Below are 26,161 nucleotides of genomic sequence, written 5' to 3' on the forward strand. Positions count from 1 at the left end.
CTACAACCCCGGTGCGCCCACCAGCAGCAGCTCCAGCATGAACCAGCCCAGGAACGCGACCAGCAGGATCGCGCCTTCGCCGCGGCTGATCTTCAGGTCGCCACGCAGCATCGGGTACAGCACCAGCGCGAAGGCCAGCAGTGCCGGTAGTTCCAGGCGCACGAACGAGGCCGGCAGCGCCAGCGGCTGCAGCACGGCCATCGCACCGATCACCAGCAGCAGGTTGACCACACTGGAGCCCAGCACGTGGCCCATCACCATGTCGCCATGGCCACGGCGTGCCGCAGCGATCGCGGTTGCCACCTCCGGCAACGCGGTACCGATCGCGACCGGCAGCAGACCGACCAGCAGCGGCGTCCACCCCAGTGCAACACCGAAGTCCGCCGCCGCACCGACCACCAGGCGGGCACCCCAGTACAGCGCCAGCGCCGCGATCACCACGCGCAGCACGTTCAACGGCAGGCTGGTACGGCTCAACGCGGATTCGGCGATCGCCGCCTGCACCTCGGCGCTCTCGCTGCGGCCACGACGCAGCAGCACCACCTGCACGATGATGAAACCAGCCACCAGCACGCCGCCTTCCCAGCGCGCCAGGCCGCCATCAAGACCGAACAGGATCAGCACCACGCCCGCCGCCAGCAGCGACCACCACAGTACCGTCTGCAATCGCGCGCGCAGCAGCAGCGGCGCAGCCATCGCAGCGACGGCCAGGGTCAGGCCCAGATTGACGATGCTGCTGCCCACGGCGTTGCCCAGCGCCAGCTCCGGCTGACCGACCGCCAGCGCGCGTGCGTTGACCGCCAGTTCCGGCAGCGAAGTGGTCACCCCGAGCAGCAACAGGCCAGCCGTGAACGGACTGGCCCCGAAGCGTTGCGCCAGGCCGGACACGGCCTTGACGATGGAGTCCCCGCCCAGCGCCAGCAGCAGCAGGCCAAGCAGGAACCAGGCAATTGCAATGGCGATCATCGAGCACTCCCCCAGCGGTCGTGGCGCGATTCTACGCTTGGCCCGTGCGCAAGGCTGGGCCGTGGATCAAGGATCAGCCACAGCCTTCCACATAATCGACCTGCGGGGTCTGGCCCACCCGCCACGCGCCGACCCGGCCGTCCGCGCCGAGCGCGAAGTCGATCACCGCACCGCCCTCCTGCGCCGGCCGCACGCGCAGGTGCTGGGCCTTCTCGTCGTACTTGTCGGGGACGACATCACCACGCTCGGGATACAGCACCTGCAACTCGCCCAGGGTCATGCCGACCTTGCCGCCGCCCGGTGCGATGACCGCAGCACTGTGCACGTCATAGCGCACCAGCTTGCGGCCTTCGATCATCAGGCGCGGATCCTCGGCATTCTGCGGTCGCAGGAAATAGCAGCCATCGTTGCTGTCGTCGACCGGCAGCGGTTTGCCACTGGCATCGGTGCCCAGCCCCTGCAACGGCGCGCCGAAGCCACTGCGGACCTCAGCGATGCCGGCGCCCAGCTTCGCGCCGGCGAAGCCCTCCAGGTGCGCGGGACTGTCCTCGCGGGGGTCATTGGCTGGACGGGCTGCCAGATCAGGATCCGTCGACTGCGCGGGCCCGGTCGCCGCAGCGGTTTCGGCCGGGGTATCGCTGCCACTGCCGGCCGCCCCCTGTTTGTCCTGGCCGCCGCAGGCGGTGAGCGAAAGCAGCAACAGACCAGCAATCGGAAGGTGCTTCATCGGTGCGGTTCCCTGGCACGAAGGTGGCTGCACGCTAGCGCAGCAGATGTGCAGGCATTGCATTGTCATCGCCGTTTCATCGCCTTCGTTCAGGCTCGGCGAGCACCGACTTGGCTGTCCCTTCCATGCAACCGCGCAAGACCGATCTCGCCCGAACTGCGCTGCAGGCCCACCGCGCGCCGCTGGACATGCGCCAGCGCCGGCTGCTGATCCTGTGCGACGGCCAGCGCACCATTGCCGACCTGACCGGCCTGCTCGGCCAGGACGCACCTGCGATGGTCATCCAGCTGGTGCAGGCGGGGTATCTGAGTACAGGGCCGGCCGCACCTGTCCCCTCCCCCGGGCCGGCCGCCGGATCCGTCGCTGCCCCGCCCGCACCGGCGCCGTTGCCGCCTGCGGCCACACCGGTCGAACGCCGCCGCTCGCTGGTGGCCGCGCGCATCTATGTGCTGGGCATCCTGGAGATGCAGCGCCACCCGCAGGCGGCAGCACTGTTCCGCGACCTGCAGCAGGCGCGTGCGGAAGACGAGGTGTTGCAGCGGCTGCAGTCGGCGATGCAGATGCTGCCCGGGCTGACCTCGGACGGCTACTGCCAGCGCGTGCGGCAACGCCTGCTGGAGGCGCTGCCGCTGGAGCATTGCGACGCGTTCGCGGAGGCCGCCTGAAGAAAAGGGGACGGAGGGGATTAAGTCGCAATCAGCACACGTGTGCCGATTGCGACTTAATCCCCTCCGTCCCTTTTTCGGGTCAGCGGTAGTTGTTACGCAGGCCGTTCCAGCACTGCTGGTAATCGCCCTGCCGATGGCCGGCAGCCAAGGCCTGCGCGGTCGGGCGGATCACCGCGCGGGTCTCGAACATGAAGGCCATCGTGTCCTTGATCACGTCCGGCTTGGACAGGTCCGCGTTGGATGCCTTGTCGAAGGTCGGCGCATCCGGGCCGTGGCCGCTCATGCAGTTGTGCAGCGACGCGCCGCCGGGCACGAAGCCTTCGGCCTTGGCGTCGTAGGCGCCATGCACCAGGCCCATGAACTCGCTGGCGATGTTGCGGTGGAACCACGGCGGGCGGAAGGTGTTCTGCGCCACCAGCCAGCGCGGCGGGAAGATCGCAAAATCCATGTTGCTGGTCCCCGGCGTGTCGCTGGGCGAATGCAGCACCAGGAAGATCGACGGGTCCGGATGGTCATGGCTGATCGAGCCGATGGTGTTGAAGCGGCGCAGATCGTAGCGGTACGGCGCGTAGTTGCCGTGCCAGGCCACCACGTCCAGCGGCGAATGGTCGATCGGCGCGCGCCACAGGCGGCCGTCGAATTTGGCGATCAGCTCGAAATCACCATCGATATCCTCGAACGCCGCGTGCGGGGTCTCGAAGTCGCGCGGGTTGGCCAGGCCGTTGGAACCGATCGGACCGAGGTCGGGCAGCTTCAGCAGCGCACCGTAGTTCTCGCAGATGTAGCCGCGGCTCGGGCCATCGGGCAGTTCGACGCGGAACCGCACGCCACGCGGAATCACCGCGATCTGCTGCGGCTCGATCTCGATCACGCCCAGCTCGGTCAGCAGGCGCAGCGCGCCCAGCTGCGGCACGATCAGCAGTTCGCCATCGGCATCGTAGAAATAGCGGCCGACCATGTCGCGGTTGGCGGCGTAGAGGTGGATACCCACACCGGCATGCGCATCCGGCGAGCCGTTGCCACCCATCGTATACAGACCTTCGACAAAGTCGGTCGGCAGCTCCGGTAGCGGCAACGGGCTCCAGCGCAGCTGGTTCGGCGACGCCGGCTGCGCCGCGAAATCGCACTGCAGCTGCGACTGCGCGAACGGGGTGAACTCACCATGGGTTACCGCCGGGCGGATCCGGTACAGCCAGCTGCGGCGATTGCTGCCACGCGGCGCGGTGAACGCGGTGCCGGTCAACTGCTCGGCGTACAGGCCGTGGGCCACCTTCTGCGGCGAGTTCTGCCCGACCGGCAGCGCGCCGGCGACGGCCTCGGTGGCGAATTCGTTGCCGAAGCCGGACTGGTAGCCGCGGGCGGTGATGGCGGGGGACATGGAAACTCCAGAGATTGCCGGCCAGCGGCCGGCACTACCATTCGGACAGGCAATGTCGGCGGGAGGCCGACATTGCCTGCAGACCTTACAGCACGCCGCGGCGGATCTGGTCGCGCTCGATGCTTTCGAACAGCGCGGTGAAGTTGCCTTCGCCAAAGCCTTCGTTGCCCTTGCGCTGGATGATCTCGAAGAAGATCGGGCCGATGCAGTTCTGGGTGAAGATCTGCAGCAGCTTGCGCTGGTGGGTTTCCGGATCGGCATCGATCAGGATCTTGTTCTTGGCCAGGCGTGCCACGTCTTCACCGTGGTTCGGCACGCGCTGGTCGATCACGTCGAAGTAGGTCTCCGGCGTGTCGAGGAAGTCCACGCCCTGCGCGCGCATCGCTTCGACGGTCTCGTAGATGTTCTCGGTGAAGCAGGCGATGTGCTGGATGCCCTCGCCCTTGTACGCGTCCAGGTACTCGTTGATCTGGCTCTTCGGGTCGGACGACTCGTTCAGCGGAATGCGCACGATGCCGTCCGGCGCGGTCATCGCCTTGGACACCAGGCCGGTCTTCAGGCCCTTGATGTCGAAGTAGCGGATCTCGCGGAAGTTGAACAGGCGCTCGTAGTAGTCCGACCACTGCTGCATGTTGCCGAAGTACAGGTTGTGGGTCAGGTGGTCGATGAAGGTCAAGCCGAAGCCCTTCGGGCGCAGTTCGGCGCCGGCGATCAGCTCGTAGTCGCCATCGAAGATGCTGCCGGCGCTGCCATAGCGGTCGACCAGGTACAGCATGCAGTCGCCGATGCCCTTGATGACGGGGGCATTGACCGCCTTGCTGTCCGGCTTGAAGGCGATCGCCTCGGCACCGTTGCCCAGTGCGGTCTGGTAGACCTCCTGGCCCGGCTTCTTGAAGCGGATGGCGAAGCCGCAGGCACACGGGCCGTGCTTTTCGGCGAAGTCGGCGGCGAACGAATCGGGGTCTTCATTGACCAGGAAGTTGACGTCGCCCTGGCGATAGACGGTAATCGGACGCTGCTTGTGCTTGAGCACCGCGCTGAAGCCCATCTTCCGGAAGTACTCATGCAGCTCCTGGCCACGGCCGGCCGGGGCGGCGAATTCGACGAACTCGAAGCCGTCGATGCCCATCGGGTTCTCGAAGGTGGTGACCTGCATGCCGGGGTTGGGGTGCGAGGCGGTCGGGACTGCGGTATTCATGGCGTGGCTCCGAATCGGTACCGCATCGGTACAAACCAGGTGCGGGCAGGTAGGGACCCGGCGAGAATGCAGGGTCTGGACCTACCCCTTATAGTTACACTTGAAACCACCAGCAAGGTGCACCGCAACATGAGCCCCGCCGATCCCGTTTCGACCCGCCTGCGTTCCTCGCACGTCCTGCTCGACCTGGAACAGTTCCTGCCGTACCGGCTGAGCGTGCTGTCCAACCGGGTCAGCGGCAACATCGCCAAGCTATACGGCGATCGTTACGGTCTGGCGATCCCCGAATGGCGGGTGATCACCATCCTGGCGCTGTACCCGGGCTCCTCGGCCAGCGAGGTCTCCGACCGCACGGCGATGGACAAGGTGGCGGTCAGCCGCGCCGTGGCCCGCCTGCTGGAGCGTGGCTTCATCAAGCGCGAGACCCATGGCGACGACCGCCGTCGCTCGGTGCTGGCGCTGTCGGCGGCCGGCTTCGAGGTGTACGAGACCATCGCGCCAATGGTGATCGAGATCACCCGCAAGCTGATGTCGGTGCTGAGCGAGGAAGAGGAACAGGTGCTGGAGAAGCTGATCCTGCGCCTGGCCGGCGACGGCCTGGAGCGGATGGGCGAAGGGGTCTGAAAGAAAAAGGGGACGGAGGGGATTAAGTCGTTTTGAGCCCCAGGTCGCGGATGTCGACCCTGGTCGGTAGTGGAACAGTGGCTGGGCGATTGTCGTCCGCCCCCTTTTGTTCTGACGCGACCCGCTCTTTGGCGGGCCGTGGGCGGGACGCAAGCGAGGCCATCGAACGCATTCACTTCCCGCAGATCCCGTCCTCGGGTGTCGCCCTCGCCCGCCGACATTTCCGCAGATGCACAGGACCATCAACGCCGAGCTGACCCTGCTGTACTGGCGAATAGGCCGCCGCATCCAGGTGGATCAGATGGCTGGGCAACGGGCCCGCTACGGAGAGCTTCTCTTCACCCGGATCGCAAAGGCACTGTCTGCCGAGTTCGGCACGTCCTTCGGTGAGAAGAGCCTGCGCCGGATGGTGCAGTTCTCCATCGCATTTGCAGACGAGCAGATTGTCGTATCGCTGATACGACAATTGAGCTGGACCCACTTCATCGCGCTGATCCCGCTTGCGGATCCGCTCAAGCGCGATTTCTATGCACAGATGGCCGGCACCGTGGGCTGGAGCGTGCGCACATTGCGCCAGCGTATCGACTCAATGCTGTACGAGCGCACCGCGCTTTCCAGTCAGCCCGAGCAGACCATCGCCGATGAGTTGGCGGCACTCCGCGGCAACCAGCAGCTGTCTCCAGGGCTGGTACTGCGTGATCCCTACGTACTGGATTTTCTTGGCCTGAAGGACAGCTTGGACGAGCAGGACCTGGAAAGCGCGATCCTTCGCGAGATGCAGGGCTTCCTGCTCGAACTTGGCACGGGCTTCAGTTTCGTCGCTCGCCAGAAGCGCATCCAGATCGACGGCGATGACTTCCATCTGGACCTGCTGTTCTACAACCGCCGCCTGCGTAGGCTGATTGCCATCGAGCTGAAGATCGGCGAGTTCAAGCCTGCGTACAAAGGACAGATGGAGCTCTATCTGCGCTGGTTGGACCGCCATGAACGTGAGGACGGTGAGCAAGCGCCGTTGGGCATCATCCTCTGCACAGGGAAGAAGGCGGGCCAGATCGAATTGCTGGAGCTGGACCGCTCAGGCATCCATGTTGCGGAATACCTGACCACCCTGCCCTCTCGTGAGGTCCTCAAGCAGAGATTGCAGACCGCCATGGAGCGGGCCCGGCAACAGATGGAGAACCTGCCGCCCAGCCCTCTGTAGTTCCACTGCACCCACGCCTCAGCTCAGATGCTTGCGCCGTGCATGGATCCACGGCACTGCGAGCGCGGCGATGGCGCCACCGGCGAAGCCCAGCGAAGCCGCAACCGTGGCCGCTTCGACCGCCCCTGGCAGCGCCAGCGCCGCGGCCACCAGCAGCAGCGACGGCAGGCCGACGAAGGTGCCCAGGAAGAAGTGCCAGCGCGGCGACCAGGTGTTGAGCTGCAGCAGGCTGACCGGTTGCCAGGCATCGGACGCTGCATCCTCGGCGATCTTCGCCACCACCTTGCCCAGGTCCACTTCCGGCAGCGCGCGCCCCTGGCGTGCGGTCGCCAGCAGCTCGGCCACGGCCTCCACCGGCGGGAAACTGGACGGCCACGCCACCGGTGCCGGCACGCCGTAGGCGGTCAGCAGCGGCACGCTCAGCCACGGCGCCACCAACGGGCGCATGCGGCGCCGGCCATGCACGCACCAGATCTGTGGCTGGCCGTGGGCGGTGACGCTGTACAGCGCCAGCTCCCCGGCTGGTGGGTAGCCGAGCATGGTCACCCGCGCCGCCAGGCTGTCCTGGCCCATCGCGCGCAGGAATCCAGGACGGCTGCGCCCTTCCTGCATCCACGCCAGGCCGAGTGCACCCACCAGATAGGCCTCGGCCACATCCTTGCTGCCGGCAGTGGCGCGCTCATCACTGGCCAGGTACCAGGCCAGCGATTTCGGTTCGGAGACATCGTCCAGGCCCCAGCGGCTGTCATCGCCCAGCACATGGCGCACCGGCAGGCGTGCGGGCGCGGTTTCGCCACGTTCGCCCGGCTGCAGGAACGGCAGTACGCCCTGGATGAAGGTGGACAGTTCGATGGCACGCACGCCATGGCCCTGCCATTCCGGCGGCAGCAGCCCGGCCAGCTGGCCTTCGGCGGCCAACGCATCGAGCCGTGATTTCTGCTCGACCAGTTTCTGCACCGCACCCTTCAGCACCACGTTGTCGGGCAGCGCGATCTGCGGCAGGCGGTGACGCGGCGGTGCCAGTTCAACGGTATCCCCGCCGGTACCCGCGTCATCCAGCAGCGCCTCCTGCGGGGGCAGGGTCACGCCCTCATCTGCTCCGCCCTCGGCCAATGCGCTGGCAGGTTCGGGCAATCGTTCGGCGTGGTCGCTGTGCATGGGCGTTCCGGTAGGTTGCATCGACGGGGCGTCGACTGAAGTCCTTGCCGGTAGCGGCGTGCACTCAGTGAAATTGAGACACCGATTCGGAGAGTGTGACGGCGCGCGCAATAGATCCACGCCCTGCGTGGATGCACTTCTGTGCCGACCAACGGTCGGCACCCACCGAGGTTGCTGGCCCGCGGTTGGCAGCCATCAGAGCATGCTGACCAGCAGGCGGCACCCAGCGAGGTTGCCGGCCAGCGGCCGGCACTACCGGTCAGGTGCCCACTGCTTGAGGAACGCGGTCACGCGCGCGGGCTGGAAAGTTCCGCCCTTGCGCAGCTCACCAGTCGCCTGCGATACCAGCAGTCCACCATCGGCATCGAGCACCAGCAGATACGGGTAGTCGCGTTCCATCATCGGGAACTGTGCGAAGAAGGCGGTGTTGGGCTGTTCGTCACTGGCGTTGATCTTCACCCACACGTAGTGGGCATCGCGGAAGCGGCGCAGGTCGCCATTGCCTTCCACCAGTTCGTCCAACGCATGGCAGCGCTCGCAGGCGGCGTTGCCGACCTCGAGCAGGATGCGCTTCTTGCCACGCTGGGCTTCCACCTTGGCGGTGGCCAGGTCATTGGCCGGGTCGCGGGCCGGGTCGAACTGAGCACCGAGCCCTGCGATGGCGGCGATGTCCGCCGCCACCGGGGTGTTGCCCGAGGCCACCGGTTCGCTGGGGTCAGCGACCGGTGGCTCGGTGGGTCGGGTATCCAGGGGCTGCGTAGGCTCGGCGACGGCAGGCGGTTGCGGTTGGGAACAGGCGCCGATCAGCGCCGCACAGACCACCACCATTGCACCACCGAGCTTGCTACGCATGCCTTCTACCCTCTCATCATCATTTGACGCCGTGCATCAGCTTGTTGATCAGCGGGGCGACCAGGAACAGCACCACGCCGGAGCCGATCAGAGCCCAGAACCCGAAGGTATACCCCTTCAGTGCCGACTCGACCGTCATGCCGCCTTCACCACTCACAACGCCGGCGAAGATGCCCGACAGGTTGTTGCCGATGCCGGTGGACAGGAACCAGCCACCCATGCCGAAGCCGACCAGGCGCACCGGGGCCAGCTTGGTCACCATCGACAGGCCGATCGGCGACAGGCACAGCTCACCGACGGACTGGATGACGTAGACCATGAACAGGGTCCAGAACGGGATCTTGCCGTCCACCACCATCTGCGACAGCGCATACATCAGCAGGGCGAAGGCGGCGCCGTTGAACAGCAGGCCGAGGCCGAACTTGCGCGGAATCGACGGATTGGCGCGGCCCAGGGCCACCCAGATCCAGGCGATGATCGGCGCCAGGGTGATGATGGCCACCGAGTTGACCGACTGGAACCAGGCGGTCGGGAAGGTCCACTCACCCATCTGGCGGTTGACGATGTTCTCGGCCAGGAAGGTGAACGAGCTGCCGGCCTGTTCGAAGAACATCCAGAACATCACGTTGAAGGCGAAGATGATCAGCATGGCGATCACGCGGTCGCGCTGCACCTTGCCCTCGCGGATGCCTTCGACCAGCAGCAGCACGGCCAGTGCGGCGAACATCACGCCCAGGATCCAGGCCAGCGCGGTGGCGCCGGTGGCCAGCAGGAAGTAGGCCACCGGAATGGCGAACAGCGAGCCCACCAGCACCATGACGACACGGCCGAAGCCTTCAGCGCCGGCCGGCGGAGCACCGATGCCCTTCAGGCCGGCACGTCCGACGTAGAACCACACCAGCGAGATCAGCATGCCCACGCCCGAGGCGATGAACACGACCTTGTAGGACGGCATTTCCGAGGTGCCGAAGACCTTGCGGGCCAGGTACTCGGTCAGCACCGGAGCGATCATCGCGCCGATGTTGATGCCCATGTAGAAGATGGTGAAGCCCGAATCGCGACGCTCATCCTTCAGGCCGTACAGCTTGCCGACCATGGTCGAGATGTTCGGCTTGAACATGCCGTTGCCGACGATGATCGTGGCCAGGCCGAGCTTGAATAGATGCTCTTCCGGCAACGAAATCATGAACAGGCCGGCGGCCATGATGACTGCACCGGTCAGGATCGAGCGCTGGTACCCCAACACCCGGTCGGCCACGTAGCCACCGAAGATCGCCGCGGCGTACACCAGCGCCAGGTAGGCACCGTAGATGCGACTGGCGTCGGCTTCACCGGCGGCACTGCCATCACGGAACTGGGCGACGATGTACAGCACCAAGGCCCAGCGGATGCCGTAGAACGCAAAGCGTTCCCAGAACTCGGTCATGAACAGCATCCACAACGGGCGCGGGTGGCCCATCATGGTCTTGAAGTCCGGCACGGCCGGCTCTGGGGTGTTCGCAGTGGCGTTCAAGCTCATGCGGATTTCCTGGTTCGGTGGATGACAAGCACGTCCGATGTGCAGTGGAGCAACGCGCGAGGATCACCGACTTCTGGCGTTCACGTCAAATACACGCCGTTTGAGGCAGGTGCCGGCCTGCTCGCTGAACTTGCATCTGAAACGATCCAGCCGCCGGCCGGGAACCAAGCTGAATGGGAGTCAGGCCAGATCGGCCGGGGGTGCGGCCTGCAGGCTGGTGCGCACCTGGAACAGTTCCGGGAAAAAGGTCAGTTCCAGCGCCTTGGCCAGGAAGCCGACGCCGGACGAGCCACCAGTGCCGCGCTTGAAGCCGATCACCCGCATCACCGTGCGCATGTGACGGAATCGCCAAAGCTGGAACGCGGTCTCCAGGTCCACCAGGTCCTCGCACAGCGAATACTCGCGCCAGTAGCGATCGGTGTCCTGGTAGATGCGTTCGAAGACCGGCTGCAGTGCGTCATCGGCCACATGCGGCTGGGTCCAGTCGTGGGCCTCGTACACCGCTGGGACGGCGTGGCCGAAACGGGTCAGGTACTTCAGGAATTCCTCGTACAGGCTGGGCGCTTCCAGTGCGGTGCGCAGCTGCGCCTGGCCGGCCGGGTCGTGCTCGAACACCTGCAGCATCTGCGCGTTCTTGTTGCCCAGCAGGAACTCGATGTAGCGGTACTGCAGCGACTGGAAGCCGGAGGACGGGCCCAGCACGTCGCGGAAGCCCATGTACTCGGACGGGGTCAGCGTTTCCAGCACCGACCACTGCTCGGTCAGCTGGCGCAGCACCTGCTTGCTGCGCGCCAGCACCTTGCGGCACTGCCAGACTTCATCACGCTGCAGGAAGCCGATCGCGGCACGCAGTTCGTGGCCGAGCAGCTTCAGCCACAGCTCCGAGGTCTGGTGCTGGATGATGAAGAGCATCTCGTCGTGGTGCGGCGGGTTGGACAACGGCTGCTGCGCGCTGAGCAGCTGGTCCAGCCGCAGGTAGCCGCCATAGGTCAGCCGCCCCTGCAGATCGGTGTGGATGCCAGCTTCGAGATCGCGTTGGTTGTTGTCGACGGACATGGGCGGGACCAGATCGGGGGCGGCAAGGGTAGCGCGTTGCCGCCGCGCTGGCAGCCGCCGGGTCCATACCGGGGCGTCCGGGCGCCCGTGGAGCATCCCCTGATATGGGGGCTGCGCGTGGAACCGTTCGGGCCGTTGCACGGGCAGTCAGCCAGAGGCGTATTCTGATGCTTTGCAGCAACGACTGAATACGTTGTTGTTATTGGCCCCCCACCCGCCGGCAGGGGTAAAACAGGGCGTCGCCGTGTTGCGCCGCAGGAAGGCTATTCCGTACGCGTTCCTTAACATGGCGATTCATATCATTTGTAACTTCTCTGTCGAAGGTGCAGTACGCAATGACGGTTGCCGCTGAATTCAAGATCGAATACCTGCAGTACCTGGACGTGGACGGCAAGCTCGTCCGCGATGACCTGCCCGCGTCGCTGCGCGACCCCAAGGTCCTGGTGCCGCTGTTCAAGCAGATGCTGTTCGTACGTACGTTCGACAGCAAATCCATCGCGCTGCAGCGCACCGGCAAGCTCGGCACCTATGCCGCCTGCCTGGGCCATGAAGCCGCGCACGTGGGTATCGGCGCTGCGATGCAGAAGGACGACGTGTTCGCACCGTCCTACCGCGAGTATGGCGCGATGTTCATGCGCGGCGTGCGCCCGCACGACGTGCTGATGTACTGGGGCGGCGACGAACGCGGCAACGACTACGGCGGCAACGCAGCCAAGGACTTCCCGTTCTGCGTGCCGATTTCCACCCAGTGCCTGCATGCCGCAGGCGCCGCGCTGAAGTTCAAGCTCAACAAGGAACCGCAGATCGCGGTGGCCGTGTGTGGCGACGGCGGCAGCTCCAAGACCGACTTCTACGCGGCACTGAATTCGGCCGGCGCCTACAAGCTGCCGCTGATCCTGTGCATCGTCAACAACGGCTGGGCCATCTCGGTCCCGCGTTCGGCCCAGACCGGTGCCGAAACGCTGGCACAGAAGGGTCTGGCCGGCGGCCTGCATTGCCTGCAGGTGGACGGCAACGACCTGATCGCGGTGCTGGCGGCAATGGAGCAGGCGCGCGAACGTGCGCTGGCCGGCGACGGTGGCACTGTGCTGGAACTGATGACCTACCGCCTGTCTGACCACACCACCGCCGATGACGCGCGCCGCTACCGCGACGACGCCGAAGTGAAGGATGCCTGGCAGCGCGAACCGATGCTGCGCCTGCGCAAGTACCTGATCAACGCCGGCGTCTGGAGCGAGGAAGAGGAAACCGCTTGGGTCGCCGAGTGCGGCACGCGCGTGGACGAGGAGGTGAACCTGTACCTCAACACGCCGGTGCAGCCGGTCGAGGCGATGTTCGATTTCCTCTACGCCGATCCGCCGCAGGACCTGCTGGCCCAGCGTGCCCAGGCGATCGCCCTGGAGCAGCGCCATGGATGAGATCAAGAACGGCGCGCCCGGCGCGCACACCAACGCCGCCGACAGCGCCGCCGTCGCGCGCGGAGAACAGAGCATGACCACCACCCCCATCACCCTGATCGAAGCCATCACCCAGGCACTGGCCTGGGAGCTGGAGCACGACCCGTCGGTGCTGGTGCTGGGCGAGGACGTGGGCGTCAACGGCGGCGTGTTCCGCGCCACCGCCGGCCTGCAGCAGCGCTTCGGCTCCGAGCGCATCCTCGACACCCCGCTGGATGAAACCACCATCACCGGCCTGACCATCGGTCTGGCGGCACAGGGCATGAAGCCGGTGGCCGAAGCCCAGTTCGACGGTTTCATGTACCCGATGGTCGACCATATCGTCTGCCATGCCGCACGCCTGCGTTACCGCACGCGTGGCCGCCTGCACTGCCCGATGGTGCTGCGCGTGCCGTGGGGCGGTGGTATCCGCGCACCGGAACACCACAGCGAAGCGAACGAGGCGATCTTCACCAACGTACCGGGCCTGCGCGTGGTGCTGCCGTCGTCGCCGCAGCGTGCCTACGGCCTGCTGCTGGCCGCGATCCGCGAGCCGGATCCGGTCATCTACATGGAGCCCAAGCGCATCTACCGCCAGTACAAGGAAGTGGTCGTCAACGACGGCGAAGCCTTGCCGCTGGACGTCTGCTTCGTGCTGCGCGACGGCACCGACGTGACCCTGGTGACCTGGGGCGCGCAGGTGAAGGAAGCGCTGGAAGCGGCCGACAAGCTGGCCGGTGAAGGCATCAGCGCCGAAGTCATCGACGTCGCCACGCTGCGTCCGCTGGACTTCGCCACGATCGCCGAATCGGTGGCCAAGACCGGCCGCTGCGTGATCGTGCAGGAGGCCCCGAAAACCGCGGGCTTCGGCGCCGAAATCGCCGCGCGCCTGGCCGAGGAATCGATCTACGACCTGCTGGCCCCGGTCGAGCGCGTCACTGGCTACGACACCCACATTCCGCTGTTCCGCCTGGAAATGAAGTACCTGCCGAGCGTTGAGCGGATCGTGGCTGCGGCCAAGCGCGCGGTGGCGGCCGGCTGACATGCGGGCCCGCCTCCTGGGGGCTTACCGCAGCCAGTATCCCAACCCGCTCCGGTTCCGCACCGGCCAGATCGTCGAAGTAGGTGTACGTGACGAGGAATGGCCGGCGTTTGCCTGGGTACGCACCAACGATGGGCGCGCTGGATGGGCGCCCATCGCCTGGCTGCAGCTGCTGGACGAGGGTCGCGCCGAAGCCCTGTGCGACTACGACGCCCGCGAGCTGGATGTGGAAAACGGCGAGATGGTGAAGCTTCATCACGAACACGGCGGGTGGTGGTGGTCCGAGCGCGCCAATGGCGCGACGGGTTGGCTGCCGGCCCGCGAACTGGAACTGCTGGAAGAGAACTGCAAATGAGCCAGACCAAGAACTTCAACCTGCCCGACCTGGGCGAAGGCCTGCCGGACGCGACCATCGTCGAGTGGTTCGTCAAGGAAGGCGATGTGATCAAGCTGGACGAGCCGCTGGTCTCGATGGAGACCGCCAAGGCCGTCGTCGAAGTGCCCTCGCCGTTCTCCGGCACGGTGCTGAAGCTGTCCGGCGCCGCCGGCGACATCATCCCGACCGGTTCGGTGCTGGCCAGCTTCGAGCTGGACCCGAACCTGCCGCAGCGCGCCGATGGCCAGGACACCGGCCACAGCCACGGCCATGCAGCGCCGGCCGCTGCACCGACCCCGCCGCCGCTGCCGGCCGCTGCCGCACCGGTGGCCGCCGAAGCCGCCAAGCCCGCCGCCGCCGAGCGTGACGACGCCGGTACCGTGGTCGGTGCGATGCAGAGCTCCAACGCCGTGCACGCCGAGCAGGCGCTCGCCGTTGGTGGCGTCAAGGCCGTACCGGCCGTGCGTGCCACCGCGCGCAAGCTAGGCGTGGACCTGTCCCGCGTACGCGCCACCGGCGCCGATGGCGCGGTGACCATGGCCGACGTCAAGCAGGCAGCGGCTGATGGCAGCGCAAAGATCGGTGCCGCTCCGGCGCCGGCCGCTGCTGCCGCCTACGCCGCGCCGGCCCCGGCGCAGGTGTCTGCCGCGGTGCAGAGCGAAGCGCGCACCCCGCTGTCCGCCGCCGGCAAGCCGATGCGCACCCAGCCGCCGGGCGTGGTCGCCAAGGGCCAGCCGGAACCGCTGAAGGGCGTGCGCCGCAACATGGCGCGCGTGATGGCCGACGCACACAGCAAGGTCGTGCCGACCACGCTGAACGACGACGCCGACATCCACGCCTGGCTGCCGGGCAACGACGTCACCGCGCGCCTGGTGCGTTCGATCGTGGTCGCCGCACAGAAGGTGCCGGCGATGAACGCCTGGTTCGACGGCGAAGCGCTGACCCGCACCCTGCACGCGCAGGTGGACATCGGCATCGCCGTGGACACCGACGACGGCCTGTTTGTGCCGGCCCTGCGCAATGCCGATATGCTCGATGCACGCGGCATCCGCGAAGGCGTCAACCGCCTGCGCGAGCAGGTGGAATCGCGTTCGATCGCTGCCTCGGAACTGAGCGGCTACACCATCTCGTTGTCCAATTTCGGCATGTTCGCCGGCCGCTACGCGACCCCGGTCGTGGTGCCGCCGTGCGTGGCCATCGTCGGTGCCGGCCGTGCCCGCCACCAGATGACCCCGGTGATCGGCGGCGTGGAAGCGCACAAGGTGATCCCGCTGTCGGTCACCTTCGACCACCGCGCGGCTACCGGTGGCGAAGCCGCCCGCTTCCTGCGCGCGATGATGGACGATTTGGCGCTGGCCAGCTGATCAACCAGCTTATCGGTGGGTGCCAACCGTTGGTTGGCACATGAAACTGACTGGTGGGTGCCAACCTTGGTTGGCACATGAATTGGAGAAACGCCGGGCAATGCCCGGCGTTTTTTTGTGCCCGCTCCGTCGCGCCCCATCTACGCATGGCGCGGATCTACTGGGCTCTCCGACGGTCGGGCGAGAGCGCAAGGGAGCATTTTGAGAATAGTTGCATGGATTCCCAAGAGTAGCTCGATAGCATTGGGCCTCTCTTTGGACGTCGAATCCCCATGTTCGAGACACCGCCCACACTCGAAGAATTCCTGAAGGCGGGCGATGATTTCTTCCGCACCTCTCCATTCTTCTTACGGTTGACGAGGGATGAGGATCCGTCTGACACGAACTGGGTCCTCAGCATCATCTTCCTGCGCTGGCTCGCCCGAAATCGCGCGTTCCTCGACGCATCGGTCGGTTCTACGGTAGCCGCCGCTCCCTCGCCGGCAGATGCCTTGGCATGCATCGAAGCTGCCTTCCAGGACGAAATCCCCGGCGCTGCATTCGACCCGGAATTGCTGGAGTTCACCGTTCGCTACTTCTGCATGGCCGCACCCTACTTGTCGGACGTCTTCTCATTGTTCCCTCAAGACGCCATGCCCTCGCCGGACGCCATGTGGGACAAGCAGGAGCAGGTGTACGCAATTATCGACTCCCGTCTGCAGTCATGGCGCAATGGCGAGTCCATCGTCCGGGCGATCATCCCCAATGCCGATCAACAAGGACACGCCGAACCGGCTACGCCGCTGGACGCTGACGTCTGGATCACAATGCTCGCAACGCTATCGGATGCTGCGGTCACCCGCGAAGGTGACCGTGCATACGCCAACCACTTCTACCGGCCACTAACAAAACCACCGTCAGTAGAAGTCGTCCTTGGGGTCATGAGGGAATTCCTCCGGAATCCGCCACATGACGCGTCGATCATGTGTGCAGCAGAGAACTTCCTGTCGGATATTCCGCTCTCCCGCTACATCAAAGCGTATTCCATCCTCGCCCCCGACCTCTTGGACGTCTCTTCAGATGCTGCGCTCAATCTCTTCAACTATCCGGGCAGTGAATTAACGCCACGCCAGGTCCGACAGTTCATCAAAGAGCTCAGGCGATGCAATCCAGGCCGCGACGTGGTCGCAGAGCTGGCCCAGCTGGCCATTGAATGGGATTCGGAAGACGACGAGACATTTTCAATCGTCATCGAAGCAGCGCAGAAGCAAGGGCAGGTCTAGGAGCCGGCCAGCACCGGCTCCCTCCCTGAATCAATCGCGCGCGACCAACCCCTCGGCGCGGCTGTAGACACGCAGGCGGTGGCCATCCGGATCGGCACCGACGAAGGTGTGGCCGAATTCCAGGGTCACCGGTGTCTGCAGAATCTGCACGCCGAGTGCGTGCCACGCATCGTGCATCTGCTGCACGGCCTCCGGGTTGGCGACCACCATCGCCAGTTCGGCGGCACCGGCCTGTGCGGACACCGGCGGCTGCACGTCGTCGCGTTGCCACAGGCCCAGCGCAGCGCCATCGCCGAGCAGAAACAGGGCGAAACCGGGCGACTGCTCGACCGGTGGCTTGCCGAGAATACCGCGGTAGAACGTGGCGCTGGCGGCGACGTCGCGCACGTACTGCAGCAGGGTGCTGGGCGTGAACATGGGGAAGCTCCGTTGTTGGGAGCGTTCATGGTGGTACGGCCCTGCTGACAGATTCTGTCAGTAGCGTCGGGCTTTCTGGACTGCTGTTGCCCTTGCCTTGGTAGGGGTCGAGCTTGCTCGACTGCTGTTCGCGAAGATCAAAGGCGGTCGAGCAAGCTCGACATCTACCAGGAGCAAAGAGCGAAGCCCACCAACCCATCCCACCAGCAGCAGGAAACGAAACGCGGAAGCAGGCGGGCAAACCCGACGCTACGAACGGTCCAGCCAGTCTGGGGCGATGCCCTGCGCCTTCTGCCAGCGCCGCAGCAGGGTGGCGCGTGGCACGAGGTAGCGATCCTCCAGCACGCGCACCTGGCGGATGCGGTCCAAGCGGAAATGACGGAAGTCCTCGCGACTCTCACACCACGCCGCCAGCATCGGCACTTCATCGAAGTAGCCCAGTGCGAACGGCCAGACGATGCGCTCGGTACGTTGGCCCTGCGCATCCTGGTAGCCGAACTGCAGTCGTTGTTGCGCGCTCACCGCTTCGCGCACAGCCTGCAGGCGCGCAGCGGGTACCTTGGCTGCCGCACGCGAGGGACCCACGCGCAGGCCGCTATCACGCAGCGCTTCGCGCCGCGCGGCAGGCAACACATGCGCGATGCGGGCCAGGGCATCACGCGCGGCCTCGGCCAACGCAGGCTCTGTGCGTGCCGCGACCCAGCGCAGGCCCAGCACCAATGCATCGATCTCCGCAGGTGGCAGGGTCATCGGCGGCAGGGTATCGCTCGGCGCCAGCTGGTAGCCGACGCCGGCCTCGCCACGCAGGTCAGCGCCCTGCTCGCGCAGGGTCTCGATATCGCGGTACAGCGTGCGCAGGCTGATGCCCAGCGCTTCGGCCAGCACCTGCCCGGCCACCGGCCGCCGATGGCGGCGCAGCAGCTGTTGAAGCTGGGTCAGGCGCAGCGCACGCGACATTAGCCGACCAGTGCGTTCGACGCCACTACATGCTGCCCAGGTTGCGGGGCCAGCGCGGCTTCGACCAGTGCCTTGGCGATCTCGCTGGCCGGATTGATCCGCCATGCCCGTGGCAGCACCGGCCCCAGTGCGCCCAGCACCGACAATGCGAAAAGCTCGCCACGCCGCACCTCGTTACGCTCGCCACCAATCAACCCAGGGCGTACCAGCGTCAGCGAAGCGAACCCCAGCGCACGCAGGTCATGCTCCAGCTCGCCCTTCACCCGGCTGTAGAAGATCGACGACTGCGGGTTGGCGCCGGCTGCGGAGTTCAGCACATAGGTCTGCGCACCCTGCGCCTGCGCCAGCCGGGCGAACGCCAGCGGGTAGTCGTGGTCGATGTGATGGAAGGCCTCGCGGCTGCCGGCCTGGGCAATGGTGCTGCCGAGCGCGCAGATGACCGCGTCCACACGCGCCCACCCGGCTGCGGCGGGCAGCGCATCGAAGGCCAGCACCGGGTTCTCCAGCGTCCCGTGGGTCATGCCCAGCGGGCGGCGGGTGGGAGCGACCACGGCACTACAGCGCGGGTCATCCAGCAGCCTGCGCAGGGTCAGCCCGCCGACCAGGCCGGTCGCCCCCAGCAACATCACGCGCATCACCACCTCCACTGCGGCATCCTGTCGCCCATCCTAGCCGTTCAAGCCGTCGGCAGCCGCGCCGATATGCTGGAACCAGTCCCTGCCAGCCCCCAGGATTTGCTCCATGACGGACCAGCCCGACCACCGCCCTGCCCCCGGTACCGCCCTTGGGCCGCCGGCACGCGTGCGCGCGGTGGTGGATGACGGGCTGGGAGACCGCGTGGTGCTGCAGGGCGGCGGTGGTGTGGCCCTGCAGCAGCTGTTCGCCGGCGCCGATGCACCGGAACCACTGCTGGCCGCGTTCGCCAACGGCATGGCCACCCTGCCCGGCGAACTGGGTGACATGGGTGACCGCCTGCAGTCGGCGCAGGCCAGTGCCGACTGGCCGCGCTACGGGCGCGCGATGCGGCAGCTGATCGACAAGTACATCCGAACCATCGAACAGCATTCGCCGGACGGGCAGCCGGAAAGCCTGCGCCTGTCCGAGCAGCTGCGGTTGCTGCTGGGTGGCGCGGTGGTGGCCCTGCTGCAGCACGACCCGGACCTGCGCGAGCAGGCGCAGACGCTGGCCATGCAGCTGCGCCAGTGGCAACCGGGCACGGCGCTGGAACCGATCGAACAGGGCGTGCGCGAGCTCGGCCACCAGGTCGGCGTGCGTGCCGAGAGCTGGCAGGAGCAGCAGGCGCTGCTGCTTGAGCTGTTCGCGCTGCTGCTGGAGAACGTCAGCGAACTGCTGGACGACCGCAGCTGGCTGCAGGGCCAGATCGCCGCAGTGCGCCACCTGCTGGACGGACCGCTGGAAGCCGAAGCGGTGGAGCGCACCCGCGCCGAGCTGCGCGAAGTGATCTACAAGCAGGGCCTGCTGCGCCAGGGCATCGACGATTCGAAGGCGGCGATGCGCGGACTGATGGGTGAGTTCATCGAGCGCATGGATGGCATGGCCACCAGCACCGGTGAGTACCACGACCGCATCGGCAGCTATGCACTGCAGCTGCGCGAGGCACGCAGCATCGCCGACCTCAATCAGCTGCTGCAGGAAGTGATGCGCGATACCGGCAAGGTGCAGCAGCAGGCCGCGCAGGCGCGCGATCATCTGGCCAGCGCGCGCCAGGAAGTGGAACGTGCCGAGCAGCGCATTACCGAGCTTGAGCAGGAACTGCGCGCGGCCGGTGACCTGGCGCGCATCGATCCGCTGACCCAGGCACTGAACCGCCGCGGCCTGGACGAACTGCTGCAGCGTGAGCTGGCCCGCGCCGCGCGCAACAACTCGCCGTTGGGCGTGGCGATGATCGACCTTGATGATTTCCACCAGACCAACGATGCGCACGGCCATGCCGGTGGCGATGCGCTGCTGCAGCACCTGGTGTCCGTGTGCAAGCTGCTGCTGCGCGCCACCGACGGCATCGCGCGGCTGGGTGGCGACGAGTTCGTGCTGGTGCTGCCGGAAACCCAGGGTGCCGACAGCATGGCCACCGTGCAGCGCCTGCAGCGCTCGCTGGCGCACCGCGTATTGACCGTGCAGGACCAGCGCGTGCCGGTGCATTTCAGTGCCGGGTTGGCGCAATGGCAGCCCGGCGATGACACCGAAGCACTGCTGCGGCGCGCGGATGACGCGCTGTATGCAGCCAAGCGGCAGGGCAAGAACCGGGTACAGGCGGGGTAGTTTCCCGGTACACCGGAAACTGCTTCGGTAGGTGCCAACCTTGGTTGGCACACGCGGGAAACAAAGCGCCGACCAAGGTCGGCCTCTACCGGACAAAGGGCCGTTGCTTACTTCCCGCGCAGTTTCTGGAACCCGGTCACCGCGGCCAGCACGATGGCACCGGCGATGATGCCCACCACCATGTTGGCCACGGCGCTGATCAGCCAGCCCCACTGCCCTTCGCCACCCAGCGCCTGCACCGCGTGGTGCAGTGCCGGCACGTTGTGCACCAGGATGCCGCCGCCGACCAGGAACATGGCGATGGTGCCGGCCACCGACAGGAACTTCATCAGCCACGGCGCCGAGGCCACCAGGCCGCGACCGAAGGCGGCCACAGCCCCACCCTTGCGCGACAGGTACAGGCCGACGTCATCAAGCTTCACGATGCCCGCCACCAGTCCATAGACGAAGACCGTCATCGCCAGTGCGACCACGGCCAGGGTGACCACCTGATTGGTGAACGGTGCGGTGGCAACCACGCCCAGGGTCAGCACGATGATCTCGGCCGAGAGGATGAAGTCGGTACGGATCGCGCCTTTTACCTTGTCCTTCTCCCACGCCACCATGTCCACCTGGGTATCGGCCAGCGCCTTGCGGCGCTCGGCCTGGCGCTCGGCATCGTCGTCGGAGGAATGCAGGAAGCGATGCGCCAGCTTCTCCACGCCCTCGAAGCAGAGGAAGGCGCCACCGATCATCATCAATGGCACGATCAGCGGCACGTTCCAGCCACGGCTGTGCAGCCAGGCCTCCAGTGCACTGATCGCCAGCGCCGCCGGTACCAGGATCACCTTGTTGACCAGCGAGCCCTTGGCCACCGCCCACACCACCGGCAGTTCGCGGTTGGCGTTGACCCCGGTGACCTGCTGCGCGTTCAGCGCCAGGTCGTCGCCGAGCACACCGGCGGTCTTCTTCGCCGCGACCTTGGTCAGGACCGAGACGTCGTCCAGCAGGGAGGCGATATCGTCGAGCAGGGCGAACAGGCTGGCACCGGCCATGGGGCGTCCAAGTGAGGGAATGAGCGGATTCTGACCGATCCGGCGTGGACTGCGGAAGATATCGGGTTCACCACGTGACGACCCCGCCCCGGCCAGACTGGGGCGTGATCCCGTTCCGCCGGGCATGGCCCGGCGCTACCGGCCGTCGTCTGCAAGGAGTTCCGCTTGAGCAATCCGCCCACCGCCAATGGCAACCCTCCGCTGGTCAAGGGCATGAACCGGCGCAGCCAGATCCTGCGCCTGCTGATGCGCTACCGCCATTCGGGCGTGTTCTCGGGCATGAACCTGGATGCCGCCAGCAACCAGGCCGACGTCCCCGCCGATGGCAACCCGGAACAGTTCGTCAGCGACCTGGAGGCCTTGGGGCCGACCTTCGTCAAACTGGGCCAGATGCTGTCCACCCGCCCGGACATGGTGCCGGTGGAGTTCGCCACCGCGCTGGAGCGCATGCAGGAAAAAGTGGCCGAGATCCCGGTCGCTCGCATCCATGCCATCGTCGAACAGGAGCTGGGCGCGCCGGTGAACAAGCTGTTCGCCGCGTTCGATCCCGAGCCACTGGGCTGTGCCTCGATCGCGCAGGTGCATCGCGCGGTGCTGCACGATGGCCGCCAGGTGGCGGTGAAGGTGCAGAAACCCGAGGTCGCCGCGCAGCTGCGCTCGGACCTGGAGGCACTACGCAGCTTCGCGCTGGCCGCCGATCACCTGACCCAGGTCGGCCGTCGGGTGCGCCTGCGCGACTGGCTCAACGAGTTCGCCAAGACCCTGATGCAGGAGCTGGACTACCACGCCGAGGCCGAGAACCTGGCCCGTTTCGGCCGCCATCTCAGGCCGTTCCGCCGCCTGTGGATACCGCAGCCGCTGTGGGACTACAGCAGCCAGCGCGTGCTGACCATGGAACTAGCCACCGGCGTGCGCGTGGATGCGATTCCCGATGTACGCCGCACCGAACAATCGATGGACCCGCTGGCGGCGGCGCTGATCCGCGGCTACCTGGACCAGATCTTCGTGCACGGCGAGATCCATGCCGACCCGCACCCGGGCAACCTGCGGGTGATGCCCGATGGCCGGCTGGCGATCTTCGACCTGGGCATGGTCGCGCACATGCCGCCGCGCCTGCGCGAGCGACTGCTGAAGATTCTGTTCGCCGCGGTCGATGGCCGTGGCGAAGAAGTGGCCGATGACCTGATCAGCATCAGCACGCGGCTGGAAGCCTTCGACGAAGAGCGCTACCTGCGTGAGACCGGCCAGCTGATCGCGCGCTACGCCGCCAGTGGCAGCTTCTCCGAAGGCCGCGTGGTGCTGGACCTGGTGCGCATCGCCACCGCCTGCGGCCTGCGCACGCCGCCGGAGCTGAGCCTGCTGGGCAAGGCCCTGCTCAATCTGGAAACCGTGTGCCGGTTGCTGGCACCGGACCTGGATACCCGCCGCATCGTCGAGCGCCAGCTGCAGCATGTGATGCGCGCGCGCCTGAAGAAATCGCTGTCAGCCGCCAACCTCGCCAGCGAGGCGATGGAGCTGCAGCAGCTGCTGCGCGATGGGCCGCGCAAGCTGTCGGACATCATGGCGCTGCTGGCCGAGAACCGCCTGCAGATGAAGGTGACCGGCCTGGAAGAATCGCGGTTGATGGAGAACCTGCAGAAGATCGCCAACCGCGTTGCGGCCGGCATCATCAGCGCCGCATTGATCATGGCTGCGGCAATGATGATGAAGATCGACACCGGCTGGCATCTGTTCGGCTACCCGCTCATCGCCCTGATTCTGCTGTTCATCGGCGTGGTTCTCGGCCTTGGCATCGTCACCAGTGCATTGTTGTTCGATCGTCGTGCGCGGGCACGCGAAGAACGTGGGCATCGCTAGCGCATCAACGTAAACAGCCGTATTCATGCTGTTTTTAATGCAATCCAACGAAGCCTTTCACGCGCGTTTTACCTTCTGAGCGCGATTGCACGCGCGTTCTTTCAACAAACATTTCAGTCAGGTTCGTGCATGCACTATCGGGTCATCGGCCTGTCATGTGTATGTGCTTGTGACAGCGCCGGTCGGATGGACACGCGTCGGTACGACGTCCATCAACATCCCGTCACTGCCGAAGCTGCCTATGCTCTGGATACTGTTGTTGTCGTTGCTGCTGCTGTGCTGGCTGTTCCTCGCGTCCGGCAAATGGGTGTGGTGGAAGGCCGGTTCGCTCTCGTTGCTGCTGCTCATGCTCAGCGCATGGTGGCTGATCGACAAGTTGTCCGGTGATGGCCTCAACGCTGCAACCCTGTATCACCTCGGCGCCGATATGGAAGGCGCCGGTGTCTCCGACTTCAAGGGCTACATTGCCGGCTTCATCGTGCTGGCGCTGGTCTCGCTGCTGCCGCTGTTCGCCACGCGGGTGAAGCGCTGGCGCCGGCCTGGCCACGGTGGCGCGTTGTTCGCCGGTTTCGCGGCCGTGTGGGTGGCCACGATCATGATCAGTCCGCTGGCCCGCGACGGCCAACGCCTCTACCAGCAGCTGCGTCCGGTCGACTTCGCGCGCATCGCCCCCGAATACCAGGTGCCGACGCAGCCGCTGCAGCGTCCGCGCAACATCGTCTGGATCTACGGCGAGAGCCTGGAACGCACCTATCTGGACGAGAGCGTTTTCCCGGGCCTGATGCCCAACCTCAACCGCCTGGCGTCCGAGTCGCTGGACGTGCGCAACCTGGCCTCGGCCGAGGGCAGCGGCTGGACCATCGCCGGCCTGGTCTCGTCGATGTGCGGCGTGCCGCTGACCACTTCGCAGGGCGATGAGAACAGCATGGACCGCATGGGCAGCTTCCTGCCCAAGGCCGTGTGCCTGGGCGATTACCTGAAGCAGCAGGGCTATACCAACCACTATCTGGGCGGTGCCAACGGCCAGTTCGCCGGCAAGGGCCAGTTCCTGGCCAGCCACGGTTTCGATGAAGTGCATGACCTGGCGTGGTTCAAGCAGCAGAAGAAGATCGGCCGCATCCACTACTCGGCCTGGGGCGTGCACGATGACGTGCTGCTGGATACCGCCTACCAGCGCTTCGAGCAGCTCTCGCGCGCCGGTTCGCCGTTCATGCTGACCACGTTGACCATGGACACCCACCACCCGGCCGGTCACCTGCCGGTGTCGTGCAAGGGCGAGCGCTACCAGAGCCAGTACGGCAACATCAACATGCTCAACGCGCTCAAGTGCAGCGACCGGCTGATTTCGCAGCTGGTGCAGCGCATCCAGGCCAGCCCGTACGGCAAGGACACGCTGATCGTGATCGCCTCCGACCACCTGGCGATGCCCAACGATCTGACCCATATCCTGACCCGGCAGAAGCGCGAGAACCTGCTGCTGTTCCTGGGTGATGACATTGCCCCGCAGCAGCTCAGCGCCGCCGCCGGCACCACGCTGGATTCGGGTGCGACCCTGCTCAGCCTGCTGGACCCGAACCTGAAGACGATGGGCTTCGGCCGTTCACTGATCGATACCCAGCGCGCGCCCAGCGCCAGCGTGGCCACCCAGCGCGATGGCGGCCGCGATTACCCGCAGTACCTCGCCTTCGCCCGTTCGCTGTGGCTGGGCGAACCGACCCGCGAGCTGAAGATCGATGGCGATGACCAGGTGGTGGTCGGCCTGCAGCACGTGCAGCCACCGGTGTTGCTGGAGTACGACAAGGACTGGGGTTTGAAGTCGGTGTATCTGGAAAACACCTCGCGCCAGTTCGATGATGCCAATCCGGACAACACCCTGGCCTACGTCGACCGTTGCACCGCGTTCGAGGACGGTTCGGCCGACGGCGACTGGTGCGCGCTGCTCGTGAACCGCGACAACGGCATCAAGCTGTACCGCGACAACGACCTGCGTGGCGGCATCGCGGTGGATGCACCGCTGGATGCGTTTCAGGGCCCGCGCCCGAGCGTACGCCAGGCGCACATGATCACCCAGAAGGGTCGTCGTACCCGCGCTGGCCAGTACATGCTGCAGCTGGTGGCGAGCACGCGCCCGGATCGCGGCTTCTGGATCGAGGCGGTGTCCTCGCAGCGCAAGGTGGTACTGGCGCAGCAGTGGGTGCAGCCCGATGCCAACGGCAAGATCAACGTGTCGTTCGGGCTGGATCACGAAGTGGATGATCTGGAGATCCGCGCGTGGTTGAACCACGCCGAGAAGCTGGCGGTGGACACATTCGCACTGGTGCCATCCCGCAGCCGACCACGAGGGTAGGGGTTTCTTTGCAGGGCTGCGCCCTGCACCTGCCGAAGCAACAGCCGAAGCAACAGCAACGGCAACAGCGGGCATTCCGTGGGATTGCGGGGTGGGTCCGGTTGCGGGAGACGCCGTAAACCCATCCATGGGGGCTTGGCCGCGGCATCCATGCCGCGGACACTCCCGCAACCGGACCCACCCCGCCTTCGACAGTTTTCCGCGATCTGTCGGAAATACTCTTGGGGTCAGATCCGTTTTCCGGAGGAAAACGGATCTGACCCCAGATTGATTTCGATATCTGACAGACGTGTCGACAAGGTCGACACCTACCGACAGCCGCAGGAATCTGTCAGGGGTGGGGCGGTGTCGGAGTGCGGGGTGTCAGCCGCATGGATGCGGCTGCCAAGCCTCCATGGACGGATTTACGGCGTCCCCGCACTCCGACACCGCCCCGCCATCC

General features: G+C 66.1%; 22 protein-coding genes and 1 pseudogene. 11 read left to right on the top strand and 12 right to left on the bottom strand.

The window, feature by feature from the left end; translation table 11 throughout:
* Positions 1 to 966: a sodium:calcium antiporter gene (locus tag AC3ITW_RS20465; RefSeq protein WP_100469763.1), complete on the bottom strand. Its 966-nt coding sequence runs from the start codon at positions 964 to 966 to the stop codon at positions 1 to 3.
* 73 nt (positions 967 to 1,039) lie between these two features.
* On the bottom strand, positions 1,040 to 1,693 hold the full coding sequence (locus AC3ITW_RS20470; protein ID WP_489389887.1) for a hypothetical protein: 654 nt from the start codon (positions 1,691 to 1,693) through the stop codon (positions 1,040 to 1,042).
* A 125-nt stretch (positions 1,694 to 1,818) separates the two neighbouring features.
* Here AC3ITW_RS20470 and AC3ITW_RS20475 point away from each other — a divergent pair, with 125 nt between their 5' ends.
* Complete coding sequence (locus tag AC3ITW_RS20475; protein ID WP_006399178.1) at positions 1,819 to 2,358, top strand: hypothetical protein; 540 nt, start codon at positions 1,819 to 1,821, stop codon at positions 2,356 to 2,358.
* Positions 2,359 to 2,440: 82 nt separating this feature from the next.
* On the opposite strand, the gene hmgA is transcribed toward AC3ITW_RS20475, so the two are convergent.
* Both hmgA and hppD read right to left on the bottom strand, forming a co-directional pair.
* Positions 2,441 to 3,739: a homogentisate 1,2-dioxygenase gene (gene hmgA, locus AC3ITW_RS20480; protein WP_489389888.1), complete on the bottom strand. Its 1,299-nt coding sequence runs from the start codon at positions 3,737 to 3,739 to the stop codon at positions 2,441 to 2,443.
* An 85-nt stretch (positions 3,740 to 3,824) separates the two neighbouring features.
* A complete protein-coding gene (hppD, locus tag AC3ITW_RS20485) occupies positions 3,825 to 4,937 on the bottom strand; it encodes a 4-hydroxyphenylpyruvate dioxygenase (RefSeq protein ID WP_006399182.1) in 1,113 nt (370 codons plus the stop codon).
* Positions 4,938 to 5,003: 66 nt separating this feature from the next.
* Here hppD and AC3ITW_RS20490 point away from each other — a divergent pair, with 66 nt between their 5' ends.
* Both AC3ITW_RS20490 and AC3ITW_RS20495 read left to right on the top strand, forming a co-directional pair.
* On the top strand, positions 5,004 to 5,561 hold the full coding sequence (locus AC3ITW_RS20490) for a MarR family winged helix-turn-helix transcriptional regulator (protein WP_081307605.1): 558 nt from the start codon (positions 5,004 to 5,006) through the stop codon (positions 5,559 to 5,561).
* 229 nt (positions 5,562 to 5,790) lie between these two features.
* Entirely contained in the window at positions 5,791 to 6,762 is a 972-nt protein-coding gene (locus AC3ITW_RS20495) for a PDDEXK nuclease domain-containing protein (protein ID WP_153676118.1), read from the top strand.
* 18 nt (positions 6,763 to 6,780) lie between these two features.
* On the opposite strand, the gene AC3ITW_RS20500 is transcribed toward AC3ITW_RS20495, so the two are convergent.
* The 4 genes from AC3ITW_RS20500 to AC3ITW_RS20515 all read right to left on the bottom strand — a co-directional run bounded on the left by AC3ITW_RS20500 (position 6,781) and on the right by AC3ITW_RS20515 (position 11,347).
* A complete protein-coding gene (locus AC3ITW_RS20500) occupies positions 6,781 to 7,920 on the bottom strand; it encodes a hypothetical protein (RefSeq protein WP_012512329.1) in 1,140 nt (379 codons plus the stop codon).
* A gap of 252 nt (positions 7,921 to 8,172) precedes the next feature.
* Positions 8,173 to 8,772: a thioredoxin family protein gene (locus AC3ITW_RS20505; RefSeq protein WP_154354855.1), complete on the bottom strand. Its 600-nt coding sequence runs from the start codon at positions 8,770 to 8,772 to the stop codon at positions 8,173 to 8,175.
* A gap of 19 nt (positions 8,773 to 8,791) precedes the next feature.
* Positions 8,792 to 10,291 carry a peptide MFS transporter gene (locus AC3ITW_RS20510; RefSeq protein WP_006399302.1) on the bottom strand — a complete coding sequence of 500 codons (1,500 nt, stop codon included), beginning with the start codon at positions 10,289 to 10,291 and terminating at the stop codon, positions 8,792 to 8,794.
* A gap of 180 nt (positions 10,292 to 10,471) precedes the next feature.
* A complete protein-coding gene (locus AC3ITW_RS20515) occupies positions 10,472 to 11,347 on the bottom strand; it encodes a tryptophan 2,3-dioxygenase (RefSeq protein ID WP_012512331.1) in 876 nt (291 codons plus the stop codon).
* Positions 11,348 to 11,682: 335 nt separating this feature from the next.
* Here AC3ITW_RS20515 and pdhA point away from each other — a divergent pair, with 335 nt between their 5' ends.
* The 5 genes from pdhA (at position 11,683) to AC3ITW_RS20540 (ending at position 16,827) form a co-directional block, all read left to right on the top strand.
* Positions 11,683 to 12,765: a pyruvate dehydrogenase (acetyl-transferring) E1 component subunit alpha gene (gene pdhA / locus AC3ITW_RS20520; protein WP_164241296.1), complete on the top strand. Its 1,083-nt coding sequence runs from the start codon at positions 11,683 to 11,685 to the stop codon at positions 12,763 to 12,765.
* On the top strand, positions 12,758 to 13,825 hold the full coding sequence (locus AC3ITW_RS20525) for an alpha-ketoacid dehydrogenase subunit beta (protein ID WP_489389889.1): 1,068 nt from the start codon (positions 12,758 to 12,760) through the stop codon (positions 13,823 to 13,825). The genes pdhA and AC3ITW_RS20525 overlap by 8 nt, the downstream gene beginning before the upstream one ends.
* 1 nt (position 13,826) lies before the next feature.
* Positions 13,827 to 14,180 carry an SH3 domain-containing protein gene (locus AC3ITW_RS20530; protein WP_032973473.1) on the top strand — a complete coding sequence of 118 codons (354 nt, stop codon included), beginning with the start codon at positions 13,827 to 13,829 and terminating at the stop codon, positions 14,178 to 14,180.
* On the top strand, positions 14,177 to 15,565 hold the full coding sequence (locus AC3ITW_RS20535; protein WP_154354856.1) for a dihydrolipoamide acetyltransferase family protein: 1,389 nt from the start codon (positions 14,177 to 14,179) through the stop codon (positions 15,563 to 15,565). The genes AC3ITW_RS20530 and AC3ITW_RS20535 overlap by 4 nt, the downstream gene beginning before the upstream one ends.
* A gap of 272 nt (positions 15,566 to 15,837) precedes the next feature.
* Complete coding sequence (locus tag AC3ITW_RS20540; protein ID WP_006360661.1) at positions 15,838 to 16,827, top strand: hypothetical protein; 990 nt, start codon at positions 15,838 to 15,840, stop codon at positions 16,825 to 16,827.
* 30 nt (positions 16,828 to 16,857) lie between these two features.
* Here AC3ITW_RS20540 and AC3ITW_RS20545 read toward each other — a convergent pair whose 3' ends face one another.
* From AC3ITW_RS20545 to AC3ITW_RS20555, 3 genes are all read right to left on the bottom strand, one after another.
* The gene (locus AC3ITW_RS20545; RefSeq protein WP_448123504.1) at positions 16,858 to 17,244 is read right to left on the bottom strand and encodes a VOC family protein; all 387 of its coding nucleotides are present in this window, start codon (positions 17,242 to 17,244) and stop codon (positions 16,858 to 16,860) included.
* A gap of 249 nt (positions 17,245 to 17,493) precedes the next feature.
* Positions 17,494 to 18,201 (bottom strand): helix-turn-helix transcriptional regulator, encoded by a 708-nt coding sequence (locus AC3ITW_RS20550; RefSeq protein ID WP_046984839.1) that lies wholly within the window; start codon positions 18,199 to 18,201, stop codon positions 17,494 to 17,496.
* The gene (locus AC3ITW_RS20555) at positions 18,201 to 18,836 is read right to left on the bottom strand and encodes a Rossmann-fold NAD(P)-binding domain-containing protein (RefSeq protein ID WP_489389890.1); all 636 of its coding nucleotides are present in this window, start codon (positions 18,834 to 18,836) and stop codon (positions 18,201 to 18,203) included. The genes AC3ITW_RS20550 and AC3ITW_RS20555 overlap by 1 nt, the downstream gene beginning before the upstream one ends.
* A gap of 106 nt (positions 18,837 to 18,942) precedes the next feature.
* On the opposite strand from AC3ITW_RS20555, the gene AC3ITW_RS20560 reads away from it, so the two are divergent.
* The gene (locus tag AC3ITW_RS20560) at positions 18,943 to 20,481 is read left to right on the top strand and encodes a GGDEF domain-containing protein (RefSeq protein WP_489389891.1); all 1,539 of its coding nucleotides are present in this window, start codon (positions 18,943 to 18,945) and stop codon (positions 20,479 to 20,481) included.
* Positions 20,482 to 20,588: 107 nt separating this feature from the next.
* Here the strand turns inward: AC3ITW_RS20560 and AC3ITW_RS20565 are convergent, their stop codons facing one another.
* The gene (locus tag AC3ITW_RS20565; protein ID WP_489389892.1) at positions 20,589 to 21,515 is read right to left on the bottom strand and encodes a DUF808 domain-containing protein; all 927 of its coding nucleotides are present in this window, start codon (positions 21,513 to 21,515) and stop codon (positions 20,589 to 20,591) included.
* A gap of 210 nt (positions 21,516 to 21,725) precedes the next feature.
* On the opposite strand from AC3ITW_RS20565, the pseudogene AC3ITW_RS20570 reads away from it, so the two are divergent.
* Positions 21,726 to 23,372, top strand: a pseudogene (locus AC3ITW_RS20570) (ABC1 kinase family protein); the annotation flags it as partial.
* Between the two features lie 241 nt (positions 23,373 to 23,613).
* A complete protein-coding gene (locus AC3ITW_RS20575) occupies positions 23,614 to 25,719 on the top strand; it encodes a phosphoglycerol transferase I (protein WP_180889309.1) in 2,106 nt (701 codons plus the stop codon).
* Positions 25,720 to 26,161: the final 442 nt, after the last annotated feature.

This window comes from Stenotrophomonas sp. KH_052, from assembly GCF_057838755.1.

Excerpts from the sequence above, each read along its gene's own strand:
- hmgA (WP_489389888.1), bottom strand. The coding sequence starts at position 3,739 with ATGTCCCCCGCCATCACCGCCCGCGGCTACCAGTCCGGCTTCGGCAAC.
- hppD (WP_006399182.1), bottom strand. The coding sequence starts at position 4,937 with ATGAATACCGCAGTCCCGACCGCCTCGCACCCCAACCCCGGCATGCAG.
- AC3ITW_RS20575 (WP_180889309.1), top strand. The coding sequence starts at position 23,614 with ATGCTCTGGATACTGTTGTTGTCGTTGCTGCTGCTGTGCTGGCTGTTC.
- pdhA (WP_164241296.1), top strand. The coding sequence starts at position 11,683 with ATGACGGTTGCCGCTGAATTCAAGATCGAATACCTGCAGTACCTGGAC.
- AC3ITW_RS20470 (WP_489389887.1), bottom strand. The coding sequence starts at position 1,693 with ATGAAGCACCTTCCGATTGCTGGTCTGTTGCTGCTTTCGCTCACCGCC.
- AC3ITW_RS20465 (WP_100469763.1), bottom strand. The coding sequence starts at position 966 with ATGATCGCCATTGCAATTGCCTGGTTCCTGCTTGGCCTGCTGCTGCTG.
- AC3ITW_RS20500 (WP_012512329.1), bottom strand. The coding sequence starts at position 7,920 with ATGCACAGCGACCACGCCGAACGATTGCCCGAACCTGCCAGCGCATTG.
- AC3ITW_RS20525 (WP_489389889.1), top strand. The coding sequence starts at position 12,758 with ATGGATGAGATCAAGAACGGCGCGCCCGGCGCGCACACCAACGCCGCC.
- AC3ITW_RS20515 (WP_012512331.1), bottom strand. The coding sequence starts at position 11,347 with ATGTCCGTCGACAACAACCAACGCGATCTCGAAGCTGGCATCCACACC.
- AC3ITW_RS20510 (WP_006399302.1), bottom strand. The coding sequence starts at position 10,291 with ATGAGCTTGAACGCCACTGCGAACACCCCAGAGCCGGCCGTGCCGGAC.
- AC3ITW_RS20530 (WP_032973473.1), top strand. The coding sequence starts at position 13,827 with ATGCGGGCCCGCCTCCTGGGGGCTTACCGCAGCCAGTATCCCAACCCG.
- AC3ITW_RS20550 (WP_046984839.1), bottom strand. The coding sequence starts at position 18,201 with ATGTCGCGTGCGCTGCGCCTGACCCAGCTTCAACAGCTGCTGCGCCGC.
- AC3ITW_RS20565 (WP_489389892.1), bottom strand. The coding sequence starts at position 21,515 with ATGGCCGGTGCCAGCCTGTTCGCCCTGCTCGACGATATCGCCTCCCTG.
- AC3ITW_RS20475 (WP_006399178.1), top strand. The coding sequence starts at position 1,819 with ATGCAACCGCGCAAGACCGATCTCGCCCGAACTGCGCTGCAGGCCCAC.
- AC3ITW_RS20545 (WP_448123504.1), bottom strand. The coding sequence starts at position 17,244 with ATGTTCACGCCCAGCACCCTGCTGCAGTACGTGCGCGACGTCGCCGCC.
- AC3ITW_RS20490 (WP_081307605.1), top strand. The coding sequence starts at position 5,004 with ATGCAGGGTCTGGACCTACCCCTTATAGTTACACTTGAAACCACCAGC.
- AC3ITW_RS20555 (WP_489389890.1), bottom strand. The coding sequence starts at position 18,836 with ATGCGCGTGATGTTGCTGGGGGCGACCGGCCTGGTCGGCGGGCTGACC.
- AC3ITW_RS20535 (WP_154354856.1), top strand. The coding sequence starts at position 14,177 with ATGAGCCAGACCAAGAACTTCAACCTGCCCGACCTGGGCGAAGGCCTG.
- AC3ITW_RS20560 (WP_489389891.1), top strand. The coding sequence starts at position 18,943 with ATGACGGACCAGCCCGACCACCGCCCTGCCCCCGGTACCGCCCTTGGG.
- AC3ITW_RS20495 (WP_153676118.1), top strand. The coding sequence starts at position 5,791 with ATGCACAGGACCATCAACGCCGAGCTGACCCTGCTGTACTGGCGAATA.
- AC3ITW_RS20540 (WP_006360661.1), top strand. The coding sequence starts at position 15,838 with ATGTTCGAGACACCGCCCACACTCGAAGAATTCCTGAAGGCGGGCGAT.
- AC3ITW_RS20505 (WP_154354855.1), bottom strand. The coding sequence starts at position 8,772 with ATGCGTAGCAAGCTCGGTGGTGCAATGGTGGTGGTCTGTGCGGCGCTG.